At 61.6% G+C, this 17,659-nt stretch carries 19 protein-coding genes; 5 read left to right on the top strand and 14 right to left on the bottom strand.

What is annotated here, in order from left to right:
• Position 1: 1 nt before the first annotated feature.
• Together MPN20_RS09235 and MPN20_RS09230 are read right to left on the bottom strand one after the other, a co-directional pair.
• Positions 2–733, bottom strand: a complete 732-nt coding sequence (locus tag MPN20_RS09235) for a DUF429 domain-containing protein (RefSeq protein ID WP_242781418.1) — start codon at positions 731–733, stop codon at positions 2–4.
• A gap of 124 nt (positions 734–857) precedes the next feature.
• Positions 858–1,517, bottom strand: a complete 660-nt coding sequence (locus MPN20_RS09230) for a pentapeptide repeat-containing protein (protein ID WP_242781417.1) — start codon at positions 1,515–1,517, stop codon at positions 858–860.
• 212 nt (positions 1,518–1,729) lie between these two features.
• Here MPN20_RS09230 and MPN20_RS09225 point away from each other — a divergent pair, with 212 nt between their 5' ends.
• A complete protein-coding gene (locus MPN20_RS09225; RefSeq protein ID WP_242781416.1) occupies positions 1,730–2,509 on the top strand; it encodes an SDR family oxidoreductase in 780 nt (259 codons plus the stop codon).
• A gap of 48 nt (positions 2,510–2,557) precedes the next feature.
• Here MPN20_RS09225 and MPN20_RS09220 read toward each other — a convergent pair whose 3' ends face one another.
• From MPN20_RS09220 to infC, 4 genes are all read right to left on the bottom strand, one after another.
• Positions 2,558–3,448 carry an RNA methyltransferase gene (locus MPN20_RS09220; RefSeq protein WP_242781413.1) on the bottom strand — a complete coding sequence of 297 codons (891 nt, stop codon included), beginning with the start codon at positions 3,446–3,448 and terminating at the stop codon, positions 2,558–2,560.
• Between the two features lie 130 nt (positions 3,449–3,578).
• On the bottom strand, positions 3,579–3,968 hold the full coding sequence (rplT, locus tag MPN20_RS09215; protein ID WP_242781412.1) for a 50S ribosomal protein L20: 390 nt from the start codon (positions 3,966–3,968) through the stop codon (positions 3,579–3,581).
• A 106-nt stretch (positions 3,969–4,074) separates the two neighbouring features.
• Positions 4,075–4,281, bottom strand: coding sequence for a 50S ribosomal protein L35 (gene rpmI, locus MPN20_RS09210; protein ID WP_242781411.1), 207 nt, complete (start codon positions 4,279–4,281; stop codon positions 4,075–4,077).
• 98 nt (positions 4,282–4,379) lie between these two features.
• Entirely contained in the window at positions 4,380–5,060 is a 681-nt protein-coding gene (gene infC / locus MPN20_RS09205; RefSeq protein ID WP_242781410.1) for a translation initiation factor IF-3, read from the bottom strand.
• Between the two features lie 270 nt (positions 5,061–5,330).
• On the opposite strand from infC, the gene MPN20_RS09200 reads away from it, so the two are divergent.
• Both MPN20_RS09200 and MPN20_RS09195 read left to right on the top strand, forming a co-directional pair.
• Positions 5,331–5,702, top strand: a complete 372-nt coding sequence (locus MPN20_RS09200; RefSeq protein WP_242781409.1) for a DUF1844 domain-containing protein — start codon at positions 5,331–5,333, stop codon at positions 5,700–5,702.
• 122 nt (positions 5,703–5,824) lie between these two features.
• On the top strand, positions 5,825–9,262 hold the full coding sequence (locus tag MPN20_RS09195; RefSeq protein WP_242781408.1) for a DEAD/DEAH box helicase: 3,438 nt from the start codon (positions 5,825–5,827) through the stop codon (positions 9,260–9,262).
• Positions 9,263–9,288: 26 nt separating this feature from the next.
• Here MPN20_RS09195 and MPN20_RS09190 read toward each other — a convergent pair whose 3' ends face one another.
• Positions 9,289–9,939 carry a TetR/AcrR family transcriptional regulator gene (locus tag MPN20_RS09190; protein WP_242781406.1) on the bottom strand — a complete coding sequence of 217 codons (651 nt, stop codon included), beginning with the start codon at positions 9,937–9,939 and terminating at the stop codon, positions 9,289–9,291.
• 260 nt (positions 9,940–10,199) lie between these two features.
• Between MPN20_RS09190 and MPN20_RS09185 the strand changes: the two genes are divergently transcribed.
• Positions 10,200–11,183 (top strand): NAD-dependent epimerase/dehydratase family protein, encoded by a 984-nt coding sequence (locus MPN20_RS09185; protein WP_242781404.1) that lies wholly within the window; start codon positions 10,200–10,202, stop codon positions 11,181–11,183.
• Between the two features lie 17 nt (positions 11,184–11,200).
• Here MPN20_RS09185 and MPN20_RS09180 read toward each other — a convergent pair whose 3' ends face one another.
• From MPN20_RS09180 to MPN20_RS09150, 7 genes are all read right to left on the bottom strand, one after another.
• The gene (locus MPN20_RS09180; protein ID WP_242781403.1) at positions 11,201–12,031 is read right to left on the bottom strand and encodes an SseB family protein; all 831 of its coding nucleotides are present in this window, start codon (positions 12,029–12,031) and stop codon (positions 11,201–11,203) included.
• A 3-nt stretch (positions 12,032–12,034) separates the two neighbouring features.
• Entirely contained in the window at positions 12,035–12,772 is a 738-nt protein-coding gene (gene priA / locus MPN20_RS09175) for a bifunctional 1-(5-phosphoribosyl)-5-((5-phosphoribosylamino)methylideneamino)imidazole-4-carboxamide isomerase/phosphoribosylanthranilate isomerase PriA (protein WP_242781402.1), read from the bottom strand.
• 69 nt (positions 12,773–12,841) lie between these two features.
• Positions 12,842–13,483 carry an imidazole glycerol phosphate synthase subunit HisH gene (gene hisH / locus MPN20_RS09170; protein ID WP_242781400.1) on the bottom strand — a complete coding sequence of 214 codons (642 nt, stop codon included), beginning with the start codon at positions 13,481–13,483 and terminating at the stop codon, positions 12,842–12,844.
• Positions 13,480–14,082, bottom strand: coding sequence for a hypothetical protein (locus tag MPN20_RS09165; protein WP_242781398.1), 603 nt, complete (start codon positions 14,080–14,082; stop codon positions 13,480–13,482). Before MPN20_RS09165 ends, hisH begins: the two co-directional genes overlap by 4 nt.
• The gene (gene hisB / locus MPN20_RS09160; RefSeq protein WP_242781396.1) at positions 14,079–14,675 is read right to left on the bottom strand and encodes an imidazoleglycerol-phosphate dehydratase HisB; all 597 of its coding nucleotides are present in this window, start codon (positions 14,673–14,675) and stop codon (positions 14,079–14,081) included. Before hisB ends, MPN20_RS09165 begins: the two co-directional genes overlap by 4 nt.
• Before the next feature lie 398 nt (positions 14,676–15,073).
• On the bottom strand, positions 15,074–16,207 hold the full coding sequence (locus MPN20_RS09155; RefSeq protein ID WP_242781395.1) for a histidinol-phosphate transaminase: 1,134 nt from the start codon (positions 16,205–16,207) through the stop codon (positions 15,074–15,076).
• A gap of 9 nt (positions 16,208–16,216) precedes the next feature.
• Positions 16,217–16,549 (bottom strand): LysM peptidoglycan-binding domain-containing protein, encoded by a 333-nt coding sequence (locus MPN20_RS09150; protein WP_242781394.1) that lies wholly within the window; start codon positions 16,547–16,549, stop codon positions 16,217–16,219.
• Positions 16,550–16,782: 233 nt separating this feature from the next.
• Between MPN20_RS09150 and lexA the strand changes: the two genes are divergently transcribed.
• Entirely contained in the window at positions 16,783–17,538 is a 756-nt protein-coding gene (gene lexA / locus MPN20_RS09145; protein WP_242781391.1) for a transcriptional repressor LexA, read from the top strand.
• Positions 17,539–17,659: the final 121 nt, after the last annotated feature.

The raw sequence follows: 17,659 nt of genomic DNA, 5'->3' as shown, positions 1-17,659 counted from the left end.
ATCAGGACTTCGGGAGCCAAATCCATCCTTCGCGCTTGATGGTTGCCGAGAGGTCCTCTGGTGGAGGTACACACCGGCCGGAGAACGCTTCATAGGCAATGAGTGCCGCAAGTACCGCGTCGAGAGCGTCGTCGTCTTCAATGCATTGATCCTTATGGCCATTCCAGTCCATGTACGCGATTCTCTCGGACAACGCCGCGACAAGTTCTAACCGTGAAGCCGAGTTCTTCGCGCCCTTGTATCCCCGATGCTGCAAAGACCACACTTTCAACGCCGCCGCAGGATAGACCTCGAAGAGTGCACCGGAACCACCCCGCGCGACCCGTATCCCGCTCTCACGCAGATTTGCTTCGATCCCGGCCCATCGCATCGCCGCATAAGCTATTCGTTCAGTCGCAACGCTCAATGGCCAAAGACCGGTTCGCTCGTGGACAGCTACGTCCGTGGCTCTCATCGCCATGCCACGTCGCCATTGCCGATCAGTGGACCGCGGTGGATGAAGCTCATGAGCTGAGTGCGCGGTAATCAACTCGACGAACTGATCCGGCCAGCCGAGCGGCACATCGACGCCAGTCCGTTCAGCAACTGAAATCGCCTCGATGATCGAGGAGTCGTCTGCGCCCACTTTGAGGCGATCAACTACGCACTTTCCGTCGGATTCCGAGAGAAATGCAAGACCAGTGCGACTCGCCTCAGCTGCCAGATCGACGCCAGCGAACAACTTCACAGTCACCCGTCCTCCTTCATCTCTTGCCGGTAGAACTCTGCCTGATTTGTCGTGATCAGAAACAGTGTCGTCGACTCATGGTCGTTCGATGAGTGTCTGGACCGAGTCCACAGTCGTATACGTAGACAACCTATTCGACGGTGATGCCGAGTTCGTGGGCGAAGAGTTCGGCGAACATCATCATCTGTGTCTCATCGATGGTGGCTCCGCGCAGCGAGTGCACGCTGGAGATCTTGTGCGGCTGCAGACCCCGCAGGTCGACATTGCCGAAATTCGAGCTCTCGCACTGAAGAACGCCGACCTTCGATCCGGGAAACGACACCCTGCTGGCTTTGGCCCGGTCGAGGTCGATCTCATCGATGACACAGTCACGGAATTCGACGTCGGAGAGCTTGGCCCCGCGCAAGTTGAGGTAGGAGATCCGGCAGTTGTTGAAAGTCACCTTCTCCCACACGCTGTCATAGAAGACTCCCGCACCGATCCGGGTCCCGGAGATCTCGGAGTGGATGAAGCTTCCCCGCGGCATCGTCCACGTATCGGCACGCGATTCTTCGATCTTCGAACCCGAAAAGCGCACACCGGTGAAGTTCACTGGAGACTCGGCTGCACCGAAGTTGACCCGGGACAGCGAACAGTCCAGGTACGTGGCCTGGGTGGAATCCACCTCGGCGAGGTCGAGATCGGTGAACTCCATGCCCTCGAGGAACTCCTCGGGACCGATATCGCCGAGGTATCCGGGCGTCAGCTGTTTCAAAGTGATCTTCGGCGCGCGTGGAGCTTCAGTCGTCATGGTGCCACCGTATCGGGTGGCGGCAAGTGGCTCGCTCAACGGCTAGTTCGAAACTGTCGTCACCAGCGACGATGAGAACGAAGCAGCAGTGACTCGACACATGGGAGTCAGCCAGGAGTCGCCCTTGTCGGGAATTTCGAACGCGCAGAGCCTGTTCTTTCCAAGCAAGAGGTTCACAGCCAGAGACCGCCAAGCCGAAAGAGGCGCCACCGATGCCGAACGACGAAATCACGAACTCATCACACCCCCTGACCGGCAAAGTCGCCATCGTCACCGGTTCCGGCCGAGGCATCGGGGCAGCGACCGCAACCCACCTGGCGGACTTGGGCGCCGACGTTGTGGTGAACTACCTGAACAATGCGGCCCCAGCAGAAGAGATTCGTGATCGTATCCACAGCATTGGGCGACGGGCAACAGTAGTCGGCGCCGACGCCGGCACCCAAGCAGGCGCCGAGTCCTTGGTTGCCGCAGCTCGCAACGAACTCGGCCGTCTGGACATCTTGGTCAGCAACGCGGGTCCGCTGTTCCGCCCGATCTCTCTGGTCGACATGACCTGGGACGATTTCGGCGGAGTCGTCGAACAGGATCTGCAAGCAGCGTTCCATTCCACCAAGGCTGTGCTGCCGACCATGATCGCCAACAACTCCGGCAGGATCATCTATATCGGCTCAGCCTCAGCGCATAACCCCACCCCAGGTTTGGCCCACCATGGCAGCGCCCGGGCAGGGCTGAGGACGTTCGCCGCATATGTGGCCAAGGAGATGGGACAGCATGGCATCACGTCGAACGTCGTCTCACCGGGCATGGTCCGCACAGATCGGACCGCAAACGCCGGGGACATGACAGAACGCATGGGTGCGATGACACCGGCCGGCCGCATCGCGACGCCAGACGATGTGGCTCGTGCGGTGGGCTTCTTCGCTGCAGATGCAGACGGCTTCTACACCGGCGCGGACTTCCCCGTCGACGGAGGGTTGGCCGCGGGCCGGTAGGCGGCGCAGTTGCTAGGGAGACTCTCAACGAACACGTACTTTGCAGCCTTACATCCGCTGGTTGCGAGCACTTTCGTAGATGCAGACGCTCGCTGCGGTCGCGAGGTTGAGGCTCTCGGCCTTCCCATAGATCGGCACGGCCGCCGAGGCATCGCAGAGCTCGAGGTCGGCATCCTTCATCCCCCACGCCTCATTGCCGAAGACCCAGGCGGTCCGAGCACTGAGGTCGAGGCCGGTGTCCCACGGGTGGTGAAGATCGTGGGCATCCTCGTTGGCGTCGGCAGCCAAGATCTGGAGTCCGCGAGCACGGGCGAGTTCAGTCACCTCGGGCAGACCGACGCCGGTGACCACGGGGATATGGAACAGCGACCCGGCTGTCGACCGGACGGTCTTGTCGTTGTAGATGTCGACGCTTGACGACGTGAGCACGACAGCATCGGCACCGGCAGCATCGGCGAGGCGGATGATCGTGCCCGCATTACCCGGATCACGGACCTGCGAAAGGACGACGATGAGCTGGGAATCCTTGGTGATGACCGAATCGAGCTCGACATCGATGGCCTCACACACGGCCACGACACCTTGTGAGTTCACTGTCGTCGCGAGCTCAGCAAGCACCTCGGCGGTGACGAGGTTCCAGTCGATCCGGGCAGACTTCACGGTCTCGACGAACTCAGGATGCGCCTCGGCGGCCTCCTCCGTGATGAAGAGCTCGACGACCGCTCCGTGCGGATCCACGGTCGAGCCCATCCACTCGGGAACCCCATGGGTGCTCCCATCAAGACCCTGCGTGACATGACGATCCAGGGCCTCGCGCACGGCCTGTGGACCCTCGACGAGGAACTGGCCGGTCGCCTTGCGGTCACGGCGCTTGAGGAGCTTGACCGCGTTCTTGATCCGCTTCGAATGGGGTGAGGAGATGACGCCTGGAAAATTCATGGAATGCGCGAGCCTGCGTTCTGGCTGGAAGGGTGTCTGGCTGGAGGGATGGGGCGGAGAAGTCCGAGAAAGAATCAACGGCCCCGAACCAATGAAGGTCGGGGCCGTTGACTATGTCTGTGCGAGCAGATCAGGCTGCTGCGGTCTTCGCTGCGTTGACGTCAGCAGGAAGAGCTTCCTTGGCGACCTTGACCAGGTGCGCGAAGGTGGCCGAGTCGTTGACTGCGAGCTCAGCGAGCATACGGCGGTCAACCTCGATGGAAGCGGCCTTGAGGCCCTGGATGAAACGGTTGTAGGTCATGCCGTTGGCGCGAGCGCCAGCGTTGATGCGCTGGATCCAGAGGCGACGGAAGTCACCCTTGCGGGCGCGACGGTCACGGTAGCTGTAGACCAGCGAGTGGATGACCTGTTCTTTGGCCTTGCGGTACAGGCGCGAGCGCTGTCCACGGTAGCCCTTTGCCCGGTCGAGGATGACCCGGCGCTTCTTGTGAGCGTTGACCGCTCTCTTAACACGTGCCACGTGTTACTCCTTCGAAAAATAGTTCAACCGGCAAAGCCGGAATCTGGTTCAAGCTGAGGGACCCACGTCAATGGCGTCCCAGGGAATGGAGACCGGAGAGGGTCTCTCACCTGCCCTTGAGCTTGCCCAGAAGCTTGCGGGCCATCTTGCGATCTCCGCCGGTAATGACCTGATCGGCACCGACGCGGCGCTTCTGAGCCGAGGACTTGTGCTCAAACTTGTGCTGGTTATTCACGCCTTCACGCATGATTTTGCCAGTGCCAGTCACGCGCATGCGCTTCTTGGCGCTGCTGTTCGTCTTCTGCTTCGGCATCGTGCCGTTCTCCTTTGCATTTCGTTGACGGTGGGGCCCACCATCAACTACTTCACACGCTGAAGTCGTTGAGACCTCAGCGAATCGGTACATACTTCTTACGCGTCGGGCGTTGCGCTCTTCTCTGCAGCAACCCGATCGCGACGGGACTTCACCTCGGCGACGTTGCCCTTGGCATCCGAAGATGCCTTCCGGGCCTCGGCCTTGGCGTCAGATTTGGACTTATGAGGGGCGATGACCATCACCATGTTGCGTCCGTCGACCCGTGGTGAGGATTCGACGGTGCCCAGTTCCGACACATCTGCGGCCAGGCGGTTAAGCAACTTGATGCCCATCTCAGGGCGCGACTGCTCACGTCCGCGGAACATGATCATGACTTTGACCTTGTCGCCGCCGGCAAGGAAGCGGGTCACATGGCCCTTCTTCGTCTCGTAGTCGTGCTCATCGATCTTGAGACGGAAGCGGATCTCTTTCAGCGCAGTGTTCGCCTGGTTCTTCCGGGCTTCTCTGGCCTTCTGAGCAGATTCGTACTTGAATTTCCCGTAGTCCATGAGTTTGGCCACGGGAGGCTTCGCCTGCGGCGCAACCTCGACTAGGTCGAGATCTGCCTCGCGGGCGAGATCGAGTGCCTTGCGAATGGCAACGATACCGACCTGTTCACCGTTTGGTCCGACCAACCGGACCTCGGGAACCCGAATCCGGTCATTGATGCGCGTCTCGCTGATGTGTTCACTCCTTTTTAGCTCTGATGATGTCGTGGCAACAGAAAAGGCTCCCATTGACACACATGCCAAGGGAGCCTGCACACACGACTGCAACGGTTTTCAGACACCGTCCGAGTTCAAGTGAATACACCTCGATCTGCTGCTTTCATTCCGAGTTCACACTCGGTTTTCTTCAGCTGATCATTGGACCCGATCGTTCTTCACGATCCAGGTGGGAGTCAGACCCCTCTTCGCACCACGACCTAGTGTACTACGCATCATGACTCTTCGCACATCGACGTCGGATGTGCCTCCGAAGGGTCGTTGATATGTCAAGCTTAGCTCATGAGTTCTGAAGATTCTGTACCCGCCGAGGCGGTTGCCGATGTCACGCGTGACATCGCCGAAGTGCCTGCCGTCGAGGTCCTCACGTCCGCTGCCGTCCACCTGATGTCCGCCGCCGCCGTCAAATGCGGCCTGGCCGAGGACTCCCCCGAACAGTCCGCATCCGATCTGCAGGACCTCGATGAGGCCCGCAAGCTGATCACCGCTCTGGCCGGCCTCGTCACGGGTGCCGCCACTGTGATCGGCGATCACCACGCGCGCCCGCTGCGCGACGGACTGCGCAGTCTGCAGCTTGCCTTCCGCGAGGCCTCGACCATTCAGGATGCTCCCGGACAGGGACCCGGCGAGAAGTTCACCGGCCCCGTCCGCTGACGATTCTTTGACGCAGACGGCGTTCATCCGCTGACTGCTTCCCATCACTCATCCACAACGGCTCCCGACCACTGGTCGGGGGCCGTTTCTGCTGTGTCAGTGCCGCGTGAGACTATCTTCGTATGTCCACCGCGGAACTGCCATATGTCAGTGCGAAGGAGTTGCAGGACTACTTCGGCACGACGTTTTACGAGCGTGGACGCAGCTACGCGAACAAGGGAATGGTCGGCGACATCGAATGGGTCGCACAGGAGCTGACTCTGCGTGCTGAAGTCTCCGGGTCCGCCGAGCACGACTATGTCAGCGTCGCCGTTCTCACCCGCAGCGACCCGGCAGGAAAGTCGTTCTCCGTCAGGGCCTCGCACTGCACCTGCCCTGTCGGCGGGGACTGCAAGCACGTGGTGGCGGCACTGATGGCGTCATCCGTTCGCAGGGTGACCCCCTACGGGTCAACGGTGCTTCACGATCCGACTCGTCGACGTTCACCCAGGACTGAGGATCAGCCCCGCACCCGCGGGGACCGTCTGCGCCGTTCCGGCACCGACCGCAGCGGTTCGACGACACGGAATACGATCCAACCTCGGTGGCAGACGATTCTGGCTGGGTTCTCATCCGACCGCGAGGACGCATCGGTTTGGTCCTCGGGACCCACCGGCACTCGGGCCGCTTCTCCCCCGACCCGCCTCGCACTCGGACTGGAGATCACCGCACTGCGACGCACCAGGTACGGAAACTACGTCGCCGAACCGCTCGAACGCTCGCAGTTCTCCGGTCATTCCGAGATCGTCGTGACGATGAGACCGCTCATGGAAGGGGCCCGCGGCAACTGGATCAGGGGCAACGTCTCCTGGGGAAGCGTCGCTAACAATGTCGGCACTCGGATGTTCGCACGTGGGCAGGCGGACTGGTTCGCTCAGATCAGCGGTCTGTCGCTCTCCAGTCCGCAGCGTCAGAGCCTGGACGAGGATTCTGTCGTCCTCGACTGGTTCTCCTCCCCGCTGCTGTGGACACTGCTCGAACAGGGCGCCGCACTTGGCATCGAACTCGTCGGCATCAACAGAGGGCTGACCATTCACCGCGGTGTCGAAGGCACGACGGACTGTGATGTCATCTCTGTTCCCGGCGGCATCGAAGCCCGCAATCGCATTTCAATCGACGACGCGACCTACGATTGGGGCTTCTCCGGACCGATCGAGGACCATGGTTTCTACGGCGTCTCCACGACCGGCGGATACTCACTGACCTTGGCACCGGCGGCAACGACCACTGACCCGCTGATCGCTGATCTGCTGCGCAGGTGGGAGCCGGTCACGATCTCTGCCGACCAGGCCGACACCTTCTTCACCGACTTCTATCCCCGACTCGCCTTCGCCACGACCGTCATATCCTCCGACGACTCGGTGACGTTCCCTGTGCTGGTGCCCCCGGAACTGCACCTGTCTGTCGTCTATGAAGACGGCGGCTCACAGCTGACGTGGACCTGGAAGTATAACCATTCGGAGCGCACCCTGCCGGTCCGAGGTTCTTTCGACGATGACCACGACCGCAGCGTCGAACACGAGGATGCGGTTCTCGACGGGCTCAGATCAGCAGTCAGGTCCACTTCGCTGCCGTTGACTCTGCCGAATCAGATCGCCGAGGCTGGCAGCGCCGACCTCGACGAACTGCAGACGGCCGTCTTCGTCGACAGGCTCCTCCCTGCCCTCGGCGACGTCGAACACCTTCTCATCGATGAGACCGGTGAACGACCGGACTATCGGGAGCTGACCGAAGCACCCTTGGTGAGGATGACGACTGTCGAGACCGAGGACAACGACTGGTTCGATATTCGCTTCCACATCACGATCAATGGGCAGCTGGTCCGCTTCGCCGACCTGTTCCTGGCCTTGGCACAGGGGGCAGAGGTGATGATGCTGCCCGACGGATCCTACTTCTCACTCGATGCACCTGCCTTCGACAAGATCCGGCAGATGCTCGCCGAATCGGACGTCATCGCAGAGTGGGAGCCGGAGTCACCTCGACTCTCTCGCTATCACATGGACCTCTGGGCCGAATTCGACGACCTTGCCGACGAATCGGAAGCAGCCGATTCGTGGAGGCGCTCGGTCGAATCGCTCAGCCACCTCGGCGAGATCCCGGCTCTCGATGTTCCTTCCTCCGTCAATGCGACGCTGCGGCCGTATCAACTCGACGGCTTCCGGTGGCTGGCGGCACTCTGGGAGAGCGGGCTCGGAGGCGTCCTGGCCGACGATATGGGACTGGGTAAGACTTTGCAGGCGCTGAGCCTGTTCGCCCACATCAAGGATGCGGCTCCGGACTCCGGCCCCGTTCTCGTCGTCGCTCCGACTTCGGTGATGTCGACGTGGAGGGAAGAGGCCGAGAAGTTCGCTCCTGGACTCAGGGTCGCCACGATCACCGCCACGGAGAAGAAGCGCAGGACTTCCCTGTCTACGGAGATCGAGAACGCCGATGTCGTCATCACGTCCTACGCGATACTCCGCCTCGATGTCGCTGCCTTCAAAGACATCGATTGGGAGGCGTTCGTCCTCGACGAGGCGCAGTTCGTGAAGAACCGCACCGCCAAGGTCCACGCTGCCGCGAAGTCGATTCGTGCGCGCTTCCGTCTGGCCATCACCGGCACCCCGATGGAGAATTCGCTCACCGACCTGTGGTCGCTGTACTCGATCACGTCGACGGGACTGCTGCCGGGCATCGAGAAGTTCCGACGCGAAGTCGTCGCACCCATCGAGTCCGGCGCCAGCCCCGAAGGCATGGCACTGCTGCGCCGGCGGATCCGGCCATTCATGATGCGGCGCAACAAAGAGCTCGTCGCCGCCGATCTGCCACCGAAACAGGAGCAGGTGCTCACGGTCGAGCTCAGTTCCAAACACCGGAAGCTCTACGACACGATCTTGGCGAAGGAGAGGAAGAAGCTTCTTGGGCTCATCAACGACATGGACCGGAATCGGTTTGCGATCTTCCGTTCACTGACACTGTTGCGAATGCTCGCCATTGATCCCTACCTCATCGACAAGGAATACGAAGCCGTCGGTTCGAGCAAACTCAGTGCGCTCTTCTCTCATCTCGATGACATCGTCGCCGAGGGGCATCGGACCATCATCTTCAGCCAGTTCACCTCATTCCTCACCCGGGTCGGCGAACAGCTCGAGCATCGTGGCATCACCTACTGCTACCTCGACGGGTCCACACGCAATCGCAGCGCCGTCATCGACGAATTCCGCAACGGTGATGCACCCGTCTTCCTCATCAGTCTCAAAGCCGGCGGATTCGGACTGACTCTCACAGAAGCTGACTACGTCTTCCTGCTCGATCCTTGGTGGAATCCGGCAGTCGAGGCGCAAGCCGTTGATCGCGCCCATCGGATCGGGCAGACGAAGAACGTCATGGTCTATCGGCTGGTCTCGGAAGGCACGATCGAGGAGAAGGTGCTGGCGCTGCAGGAGAAGAAGGCCCAGCTTTTCGACTCACTGGTCAATGAGGGCGATGGATTCTCCGCGACGATCACCGTCGATGACATCCGCGGTCTCCTCGACGGCTGAGTAGTCTCCTCGATGTCTGACAGCGTTCACTCCGTCAGAGTCGTCACCAGCCCCTGCATCAGCTCGTCCTCGACCGAATCGAACCCTGGGCCGAACTGACCGAACCGCAGCGCGTTGATGAGACCGATGACGGCGACCCACACAGCGACGGTTCGCATGATCACTGGGTCGTCATGTGACACCCCTAACTCTTCCAGGCCCACTCGTAACGGTTCCAATGCTTCAGCGGGAACCGGTGACGGAGAGGGGCTCGCAGGAAGTTCGGCCACGAGGCCCGCTAGAGTCACCATGATCCGTGTCCCCGGCACTACGGTGGCCTCTCTCGGCGCCTGATAGTTCGGGATCGGCGTTCCGTAGATCAGTGCCCATCGGTTCGGGTACTGCCGCGACCACTCGAGCATCGTCGCCCCGATAGTGAAGACCGAACGCTGCGGAACCAAGTCGCGATCGACGGCATCGGCGACAGAGGTGAATGCATCGCTGATGAGAATCGTCAGCAGCTCGTCGCGGCTTCGGACATAGCGATAGACCGCGCTCGAGACGATGCCGAGCTCACGGGCGATCGCCCGCAGGGAGATTCCGTCGATGCCGCCAGAGTCGAGCATCCGGTTGCCGATTCGGATGATCTCGGCTTCGGTCTCCGTTCTGGCCCGCTGACGCGGTGTCTGGTTCGCCATGCTCCTACCCTACTGAGCAAGAACACTGATAACAACAGTGAGCACTGCTCTTGTTTTCATGGTCGGGCTGATCTAGGCTGAATTCCAGAGAGCACCGCTCTCCATTTCTCGGAAAGCATCAATCTTCAGTGCCCATCCCTTGGAAATCGGCATCGTCGATGACACTCATTCAGTCATACAGAGATCCGGCCATCCGGATATCTGGCCGTCCGCTATCCGCTATCCAACTGAGAAATCCTTACTTCTTCAGGAAGATCATCATGAAATCAGCACTCGTCATCGGACACGGGCAGATCGGCACAGAGATCGCCACTCAGCTCTCAGCTGCGGGGATCCGCACACGGATCGCCAGCAGAACAGCACCCCATCCCCCAGTACTCAATACGGCGACCCGAGGATCACTGATTCCGTCTGGCGCGGAGTCCGCTTCACTCTTGCCAACCAGTCGAACTGGCATCGAGAGTATCCAAGCTGACGCGACCGATCGCAGACAGCTTCTCGCCGCGGCTGCGGGCGTCGACGCGATCTTCGCCTGCGCTCATGCGCCCTACGACAGCCGACAGTGGGCGACGATCCTCCCACGAATGGATGCAACGATCTTGGATGTCGCCGAAGAACTCAATATCCCTGTGGTGTTCCCCGAATCGGTCTATGCCTTCGCCCGCCTCAGCGGCCCAATCACAGAATCCTCGCCGTTCGCACCGGCCGATGCCAAGGGACGAATCCGGCAGGGTCTCATCGAGGCGCGAGCCGTCCACGGTGCCAGAGCCATCAGTGTCGCGGCCGGCGATCTCATCGGCAGAACCGCGGCGCCGGATACGTCCGTGATCAAGATGTGCATCACCGACCCGATCCAGGCCGGGCGCAGGGCGCTCGTCCCGGCACGTGTCAACGTGCAGCACGGGATCACGGTCATCTCCGATCTCGCCCGCGCAATGATCCACGCAGCCACGCTCGACTTCACACAAACGGAGGCCCATCGGCTCTTATTGGCGCCCGCGACCAATCCGACGCCAGCGGAGATCGCCCGATACACCTATGAGCAGGTCGGTTCTCCCGCCAAGCGGGCGATCTCCCTGCCGTGGTTGAGCACTCGGCTGGCTGGCGTGTTCAATCGCTCCATGTTCGAACTCTCCGAGCTCAAGCCCCTCTGGTACGAGCCCAGCATCATTGAGCCGGGAGCCTTCGCAGCCACGATCGGCACCACCACCTGGCAAGCAGGTGTCAACGAAATGCTGGCGTGAAATGTGCGGCCGGCAGCTCAGGCAACCGACTGGATCCTGATGGCCAGGGAGTCGATTCTCGCCACGAGGTCTTCGTCGGCGGCGACGGCTTCTTGGAATCGCTGAACCTCAGCGGCAGGCACTTGGGTTTCCACACCGAGTGTGATGGCCAGTTCCGGACCACCGACATGAACGTTCGCACTGCCCGGGCTCACGCCGAGCTTCGCCAACCAGGGAAACGACTCTCCGATGCTGACGAGACGCTGTCCCACCTCGGCGTCGGCCCAGGACGGAGTCCAATCCATCCCTCGAACGAAAGCGAACATCGCGGGGCGACGCAGCAGAAACGACGTCTCAGCGCCGGGATCGAGGACGACAAGCTGGGACTCGGCTTCGATCGCGCCGAGGACCAGGCGCTCTGCTTCGATCGGCACCGGGCGGGCATCGCGGTGCCATGCAGTCAGCGGCGGAATCGAGCAGAAGCCGGGAGTGCACTCACGGCCGTCCTCGGCCTGGAGGCGGACCATCGCCATCTCCGAGGAGTTGTCGACCATCAGTCCGTTCTCTCCGACCTCCTGATCAACAGCCATCGGCACGATCGGGGCGTAGAGGCGAGCCCCAGCCAAGGCAACGAGAACTTCGCGATGGAAGTTCGCGTCCAACGGGGACCCTGCCACCTGATTCAGAGCTTCGAGCAGCCCAGCATCAGCCAAACCGGAATCGCCTGAGAACGGGTTGGGCTTGAGCTCACGGCCCGACCAGGTCTGCCCGGCCGAATCGGTGGACTCCGCGGCGTCAGCATGGTGACCCGAGTCGGTCGGAGCCGTTCGGTCGCCGGCAGGGCCTGGGTCAGAGGATTCGGTGGACAACGATTACTTCCCTGCGACCTCGAGTGCTTCTTCCAAGGTGAACTTTCCGGCGTACAGGGCCTTGCCCACGATTGCCGAGTCGACCCCGAACGGCACCAGCTCGCGCAGATTCTTCAGATCCTCGAGGCTGGAGACTCCGCCTGAGGCCACGATCGGCTTCTCAGTCTTCTCAGCAAGGGACTTCAGCAGCTCGACGTTGGGTCCCTGCAGAGTACCGTCCTTGCGCACGTCGGTGACGACGTAGCGTGCACATCCGGCGGCTTCGAGGGTGGCGAGCACTTCGTAGAGGTCTCCCCCGTCCTTGGTCCATCCGCGAGCCGCCAAGGTGGTCCCACGAACATCGAGCCCGATGGCCACCTGGTCGCCGAAGCGAGAGATCATGTCGGCAGTCCACTCAGGGTTCTCCAGTGCGGCAGTACCGATGTTGACGCGCTCGGCGCCGGTGTCGAGGGCGCGCTCGAGGCTCTCCGTGTCCCTGATTCCGCCTGAGAGCTCGACCTTGATGCCGACAGCCTTGACGACCTGATTGAGCAGCTCAGAGTTCGAACCCCGACCGAATGCGGCATCGAGGTCGACCAGGTGGATCCACTCAGCGCCCCTGCTTTCGAAGTCCTGGGCGGCATCGATGGGCGAGCCGTAGTCGGTCTCGGTGCCGGCTTCTCCCTGGACGAGGCGGACGGCTTTGCCGTCGGCGACATCAACCGCGGGAAGGAGAACGAGCTTGCTGGGGGTTTGAGTCATTGTGACCTTTCTCAAGAGATACGTGGGACTGCTCGGTGCAGCGAAGCGACCGGGGTGGACTCTGCCTCGCTACAGCCTGGTATCCGACGGGTGCCCGCCGGGGCTGGGAAACGAACTGATCCAATTGCGCAGGAGACGAGCCCCTGCGTCTGCCGACTTCTCCGGGTGGAACTGTGCCGCCCAGGTCGTTCCGTCTTCGACAGCCGCGATGAACGGCTCTCCGTGGACAGCCGTGGTGACCAGCGCATCCTTCGGGGCATCGGTGGCCGCATAGGAATGGACGAAGTAGAAGCGCTCATCGCCGATTCCGGAGAACATCAACGAATCCGACGGTGCCGAGACCTGCGACCAGCCCATATGCGGGACGACGGGAGCGTTCAACGCAGTGACTTTGCCGGGCCACAGTCCGATCCCTGCCGTCTTCACGCCATGTTCTTCGCCTTCGGTGAAGAAGACCTGCAGACCGACGCAGATTCCGAGCAGGGGGCGACCCTGCTGATGCCGAGACCGGATCAGTTCGATTCCGTCTACGCGCTCCAGGCCGGCCATGACTGCCGAATAGGCACCGACTCCGGGCACGAGGAGCCCGTCCGCGGCATCGATGACACTATGATCAGCCGTCAGCACGACCTCGGCGCCGGCGGCTTCAGCTGCTCGGACGGCCGAGCGGACGTTGCCTGCTCCGTAGTCGAGGACTGCAATCGTGCTCATCGTTTCGCTCCCTTGGTGAGGACACTGTAGATACGCCATAGGGAGAAGGCGAGAACGATGGCGCCGAAGACTGCGACTGCCCAGGCCATCGAGTTGCCGCCCAGTCCAAGGGTCAACCCGAAGGCCGTGATCAGACCGGCGAGGACAGCCACGACGATCCACAACAGTGCGGTCCTGGCAACCGCTGCACGGCCCGGGGTCATCGTCGCAGCACTCGCCTGAAGTTTGGTCATCGACGACGTGGGAATATTGCCCTCGACCTCTTCCGCGGGCACGATTTCGAGCAGCAGCTTCTCGAGCACGTCCGGCAGGTTCTTCAGTGCCAGACCGGCCGGCACATCGGATTCCCGGGACCCGTGCCGATAGTGGCCGGCGTCGATCTGTACGTCACTGCGGACGAGCAGGAGCACTTCATGCTTGCCCGCGAGCTTGGAGATCGATGCGGCAGCCTCGTTGCCTGCTTCAACACCGGTGTCAGCGAGGACGATTCCCGTGAAATCGCCGATGGGCACGATCGTGCCTTTGATGTTCGACAGCACGCATGCGGCGGCCAGCTGTTGGGCCTGGCCGAACGGCGTGACGACGACGGTTGTGCTCACAGGACTCCCTTGGTGCTCGGCACAGCTGAGTTGCGGCCATCGAACTCGACGGCTTCACGCAGTGCCCGGGCGAATGCTTTGAACTGGGCTTCGACGATGTGGTGCGGGTCCCGGCCACGCAGCAGATCGAGGTGGACGGTCAGCCCCGCATGGAATGCGATCGACTCCAAGGAGTGCGATGTCATCGACCCGGTGAAGTGCCCACCGATGAGGTGGTACTGCTGCCCCTCGGGCTCACCTTCATGGACGAAGTAGGGACGACCCGAAATGTCGACGACGCAGCGTGCCAGAGACTCGTCCAACGGCACTGCGGCGAGCCCGTAGCGACGAATGCCCTTCTTATCGCCCAGCGCTTCACTCAGGGCCTGGCCCAACACGATCGAGGTGTCTTCGACGGTGTGGTGAACGTCGATGTGCGTATCGCCTTCGGCACGGATCTCCATGTCGATGAGCGAGTGCTTCGACAAAGCAGTGAGCATGTGATCGAAGAAAGGCACACTAGTGGAAATGTCAGCCTGACCCGTTCCGTCGAGGTTGACGGAAACGGATACGGAGGATTCCGAGGTCGTGCGAGAGCGTTGGGCCTGCCTCATGAATTGCCTTTCATTACTGTGGGTTCTGCCGATGGATACTCATTGTCCCCGGAACGGGGTTCGAATTCTGTATCGATCCGTCAGCCACGATCCTACTGTGGAGGTCTCACCGTGGCGATGCCGGGTGCAGATCAGCGCCGCATTATGGACCGGTCCGCAGGGCACTGATCTCGCCGAGCTTCGAATCGATGACACCTCCTTGAACCGGAACGCAGTGCTGCGGACTCGATTCCCTGTGCCACGCCGTCAGCGCACGTCGTCGGCTCTGGTCGTCTGCTCGAGTCGTCAGCTCGGTTCGCCAGCTCGGGTCGTCAGCTCTGGCCGTCTGCTCTGGTCGTCAGCTCACGTCGTCTGTTCGGGCCCCGGTGAACACGGGACGTGCCGTCGGATCGTAAGACTCAGCTCGACGACAGCAGGAGCTCGGGGCGCGCTGCAAGGATCTCGTCGATCGCGGTGAGGAACGCTGCTGTCTCCGCTTCCGTGCCCGCATTGACCCGAGCATGGTGGGCGATGCCGATGTCACGGATGAGGATGCCCCGGTCGAGGAGCTCCTGCCACAGATCCTGGGGCGAAGAGATATTGCCGAATAGGACGAAGTTCGAATCACTCAGATACACCGTGAAGCCGACTTCACTCAGATGAGCGGAGATCAGATCACGTGAGTCGATGAGTCGATCGACATTGTCCAGAAGCACGTCTGCGTGTTCGAGCGCTGTGCACGCGAGCACCTGGGTGATTTCGGAGAGATGGTAGGGCAGGCGCACCAGGCGCAGCACGTCGATGAGCTCCGGAGCGGCGATCGCATAGCCCAGCCGCAGACCGGCACAGGCGAACGCCTTGCTCATCGTCCGGGACACGACCAGCCGCGGGCGTCCATCGAGAAGAGTCATGGCCGAGGGCTTCGCCGGACGCGAGAATTCCGCATATGCCTCATCGACGATGACGATGCCCGAGCAGGTGTCGTAGGCAGCTTCGATGACATCGAGACCGATCGAGGTTCCGGTGGGGTTGTTCGGAGTGCACAGGAACACGATGTCCGGATCGACGCGGGCAACTTCCTCAGCCACCGCATCAGCGTCGAGAGTGAAATCTTCGTTGCGTTCAGAGGTGCGCCATTCGGCACCGGTCCCGGTTGCGATGAGCGGGTGCATCGAGTAGCTCGGGGTGAAGCCGAGGACGGTCCGACCGGGTCCGCCGAAGGCCTGGACGATATGGGAGAGGACTTCGTTCGACCCGTTCGCAGCCCAGATCATCTCAGGGCTGAGGTCGACCGGAGCACCGGCCCGGTCGTTGACACCATTGAGATAGGTGACGAGATGGGCCCGGAGCTCCTCGAACTCACGGTCGGGGTAGCGGTTGAGACCGGCAAAGTGACCGTCAACGGCTGAGCGCATACTCTCAACGACGACATCCGGGATCGGATACGCGTTCTCATTGACGTTCAGCTGCACCGGCACATCCAAATGAGGAGCACCGTAGGGCTTGAGGCCGACTAGATCCGAACGTACTGGCAAAGACTCGATATTTCCCACGCGCTCAGTCTAGCGTCGGGGCACATCCAGGCTCTGACCCGGGTGCACCACAGGCGACGACAGGTGGTTGATGTCCACGATGTCGGAGACGACATCGCGGGTGTCCCGGTCGAGACCGAGGTTCGCAGCCACGGCCCACAGCGACTCTCCTTCACCGACGACCACGGCATCTGCTTCGATACCGACGGTTTCCGTGTCGGCCACAGCGGCGGCCGAGAACGACTGTGTGGCGACGAAGAGCGCTCCGCCGACGATGACGAACGCGAACACCAGAGTCCGGAGCAGGCGCAGTGCACGGCGGCCACGAGTGGTGAAACGCAGTTCCTGGTTCTGTGCAGACATCGCATTACCTCTTTCATTCGTACGATTCCACCCGTAATAGGTAGAACGTCTGTTCTATTCAACATGCCAATCGAACATATGTCCAGTCCAACTCGAACATTTATGCGACAATGGGAGAGAACCAGCGTTGTTGATCGACTGATAGAACCATCTCAGGCGGCACTGACACGAGAATTCTCAACGCGGGAATCCAGCGGCAGTGCCGGAGGGAATAGAACGAAGGGGAACGAGCAATGGTTCAGAACAAACGAGGCAGAGGACGTCCTCGCAATGAGGACGTTGCCAGTGAGATCGCAGCTGCTCGCAGCGATGACGAAGACGTCTCGATCCCAGATGGCTCTACTGGAGAGGGCGATTTCCGCCTGACCCCGCGGCAGCGTCTGGTCCTCGAGACCATCGAACGCGCGGTCGTCGCCAACGGCTACCCGCCGAGCATGCGCGAGATCGGCAAGGCCGCTGGACTCGCTTCACTTTCCAGCGTCGCGCACCAGCTCTCCCAGCTCGAACGCCTCGGATACGTCCGTCGCGACCCGAAGCGGCCGCGCGCCATCGAAGTGGTCAACCCGTTCGAAGAGGAAGAGGCCGAGCGCGCGAAGTACGAGCAGCTGTCCAACAACACTGTTCAGGTTCCTGTGGTCGGGCGCATCGCGGCCGGCGGACCGATCCTCGCTGAGCAGGAAGTCGACGATGTCTTCTCCCTGCCGACCCAGGTCGTCGGCTCCGGAGAGATGTTCCTGCTCAAGGTCGTCGGTGACTCGATGATCGAAGCAGCCATCTGCCACGATGACTGGGTGGTCGTGCGCAAGCAGCACACGGCTGACAACGGCCAGATCGTGGCCGCACTCCTCGATGGTGAAGCCACCGTGAAGACACTCAAGCGCAAGGCCGGCCAGCAGTGGCTGATGCCGCAGAATGAGGCCTACGAACCCATCGACGGCACCTACGCTCAGATCATGGGCCTCGTCGTCGCAGTGCTCCGCCGCCTCTGATCCAGCTCCGCCGCCTCTGATCCAGCCCCACCGCAGTATGCAGCTCCGCCGCAGTACCCAGCCCCACAGCAGTTCCCCGCTCCTCAGTCTGAATGCAGTGTGCCCACGATCGTTGTCGATC

It is taken from the genome of Brevibacterium sp. ZH18, assembly GCF_022748595.1.
Taxonomy (GTDB): domain Bacteria; phylum Actinomycetota; class Actinomycetes; order Actinomycetales; family Brevibacteriaceae; genus Brevibacterium.
This window is presented reverse-complemented; position numbering and strand designations above follow the sequence as displayed.

Excerpts from the sequence above, each read along its gene's own strand:
- MPN20_RS09220 (WP_242781413.1), bottom strand. The coding sequence starts at position 3,448 with ATGAATTTTCCAGGCGTCATCTCCTCACCCCATTCGAAGCGGATCAAG.
- priA (WP_242781402.1), bottom strand. The coding sequence starts at position 12,772 with ATGACTCAAACCCCCAGCAAGCTCGTTCTCCTTCCCGCGGTTGATGTC.
- MPN20_RS09230 (WP_242781417.1), bottom strand. The coding sequence starts at position 1,517 with ATGACGACTGAAGCTCCACGCGCGCCGAAGATCACTTTGAAACAGCTG.
- hisH (WP_242781400.1), bottom strand. The coding sequence starts at position 13,483 with ATGAGCACGATTGCAGTCCTCGACTACGGAGCAGGCAACGTCCGCTCG.
- hisB (WP_242781396.1), bottom strand. The coding sequence starts at position 14,675 with ATGAGGCAGGCCCAACGCTCTCGCACGACCTCGGAATCCTCCGTATCC.
- MPN20_RS09190 (WP_242781406.1), bottom strand. The coding sequence starts at position 9,939 with ATGGCGAACCAGACACCGCGTCAGCGGGCCAGAACGGAGACCGAAGCC.
- MPN20_RS09150 (WP_242781394.1), bottom strand. The coding sequence starts at position 16,549 with ATGTCTGCACAGAACCAGGAACTGCGTTTCACCACTCGTGGCCGCCGT.
- MPN20_RS09225 (WP_242781416.1), top strand. The coding sequence starts at position 1,730 with ATGCCGAACGACGAAATCACGAACTCATCACACCCCCTGACCGGCAAA.
- MPN20_RS09200 (WP_242781409.1), top strand. The coding sequence starts at position 5,331 with ATGAGTTCTGAAGATTCTGTACCCGCCGAGGCGGTTGCCGATGTCACG.
- MPN20_RS09195 (WP_242781408.1), top strand. The coding sequence starts at position 5,825 with ATGTCCACCGCGGAACTGCCATATGTCAGTGCGAAGGAGTTGCAGGAC.
- MPN20_RS09185 (WP_242781404.1), top strand. The coding sequence starts at position 10,200 with ATGAAATCAGCACTCGTCATCGGACACGGGCAGATCGGCACAGAGATC.
- infC (WP_242781410.1), bottom strand. The coding sequence starts at position 5,060 with ATGGGAGCCTTTTCTGTTGCCACGACATCATCAGAGCTAAAAAGGAGT.
- lexA (WP_242781391.1), top strand. The coding sequence starts at position 16,783 with ATGGTTCAGAACAAACGAGGCAGAGGACGTCCTCGCAATGAGGACGTT.
- rpmI (WP_242781411.1), bottom strand. The coding sequence starts at position 4,281 with ATGCCGAAGCAGAAGACGAACAGCAGCGCCAAGAAGCGCATGCGCGTG.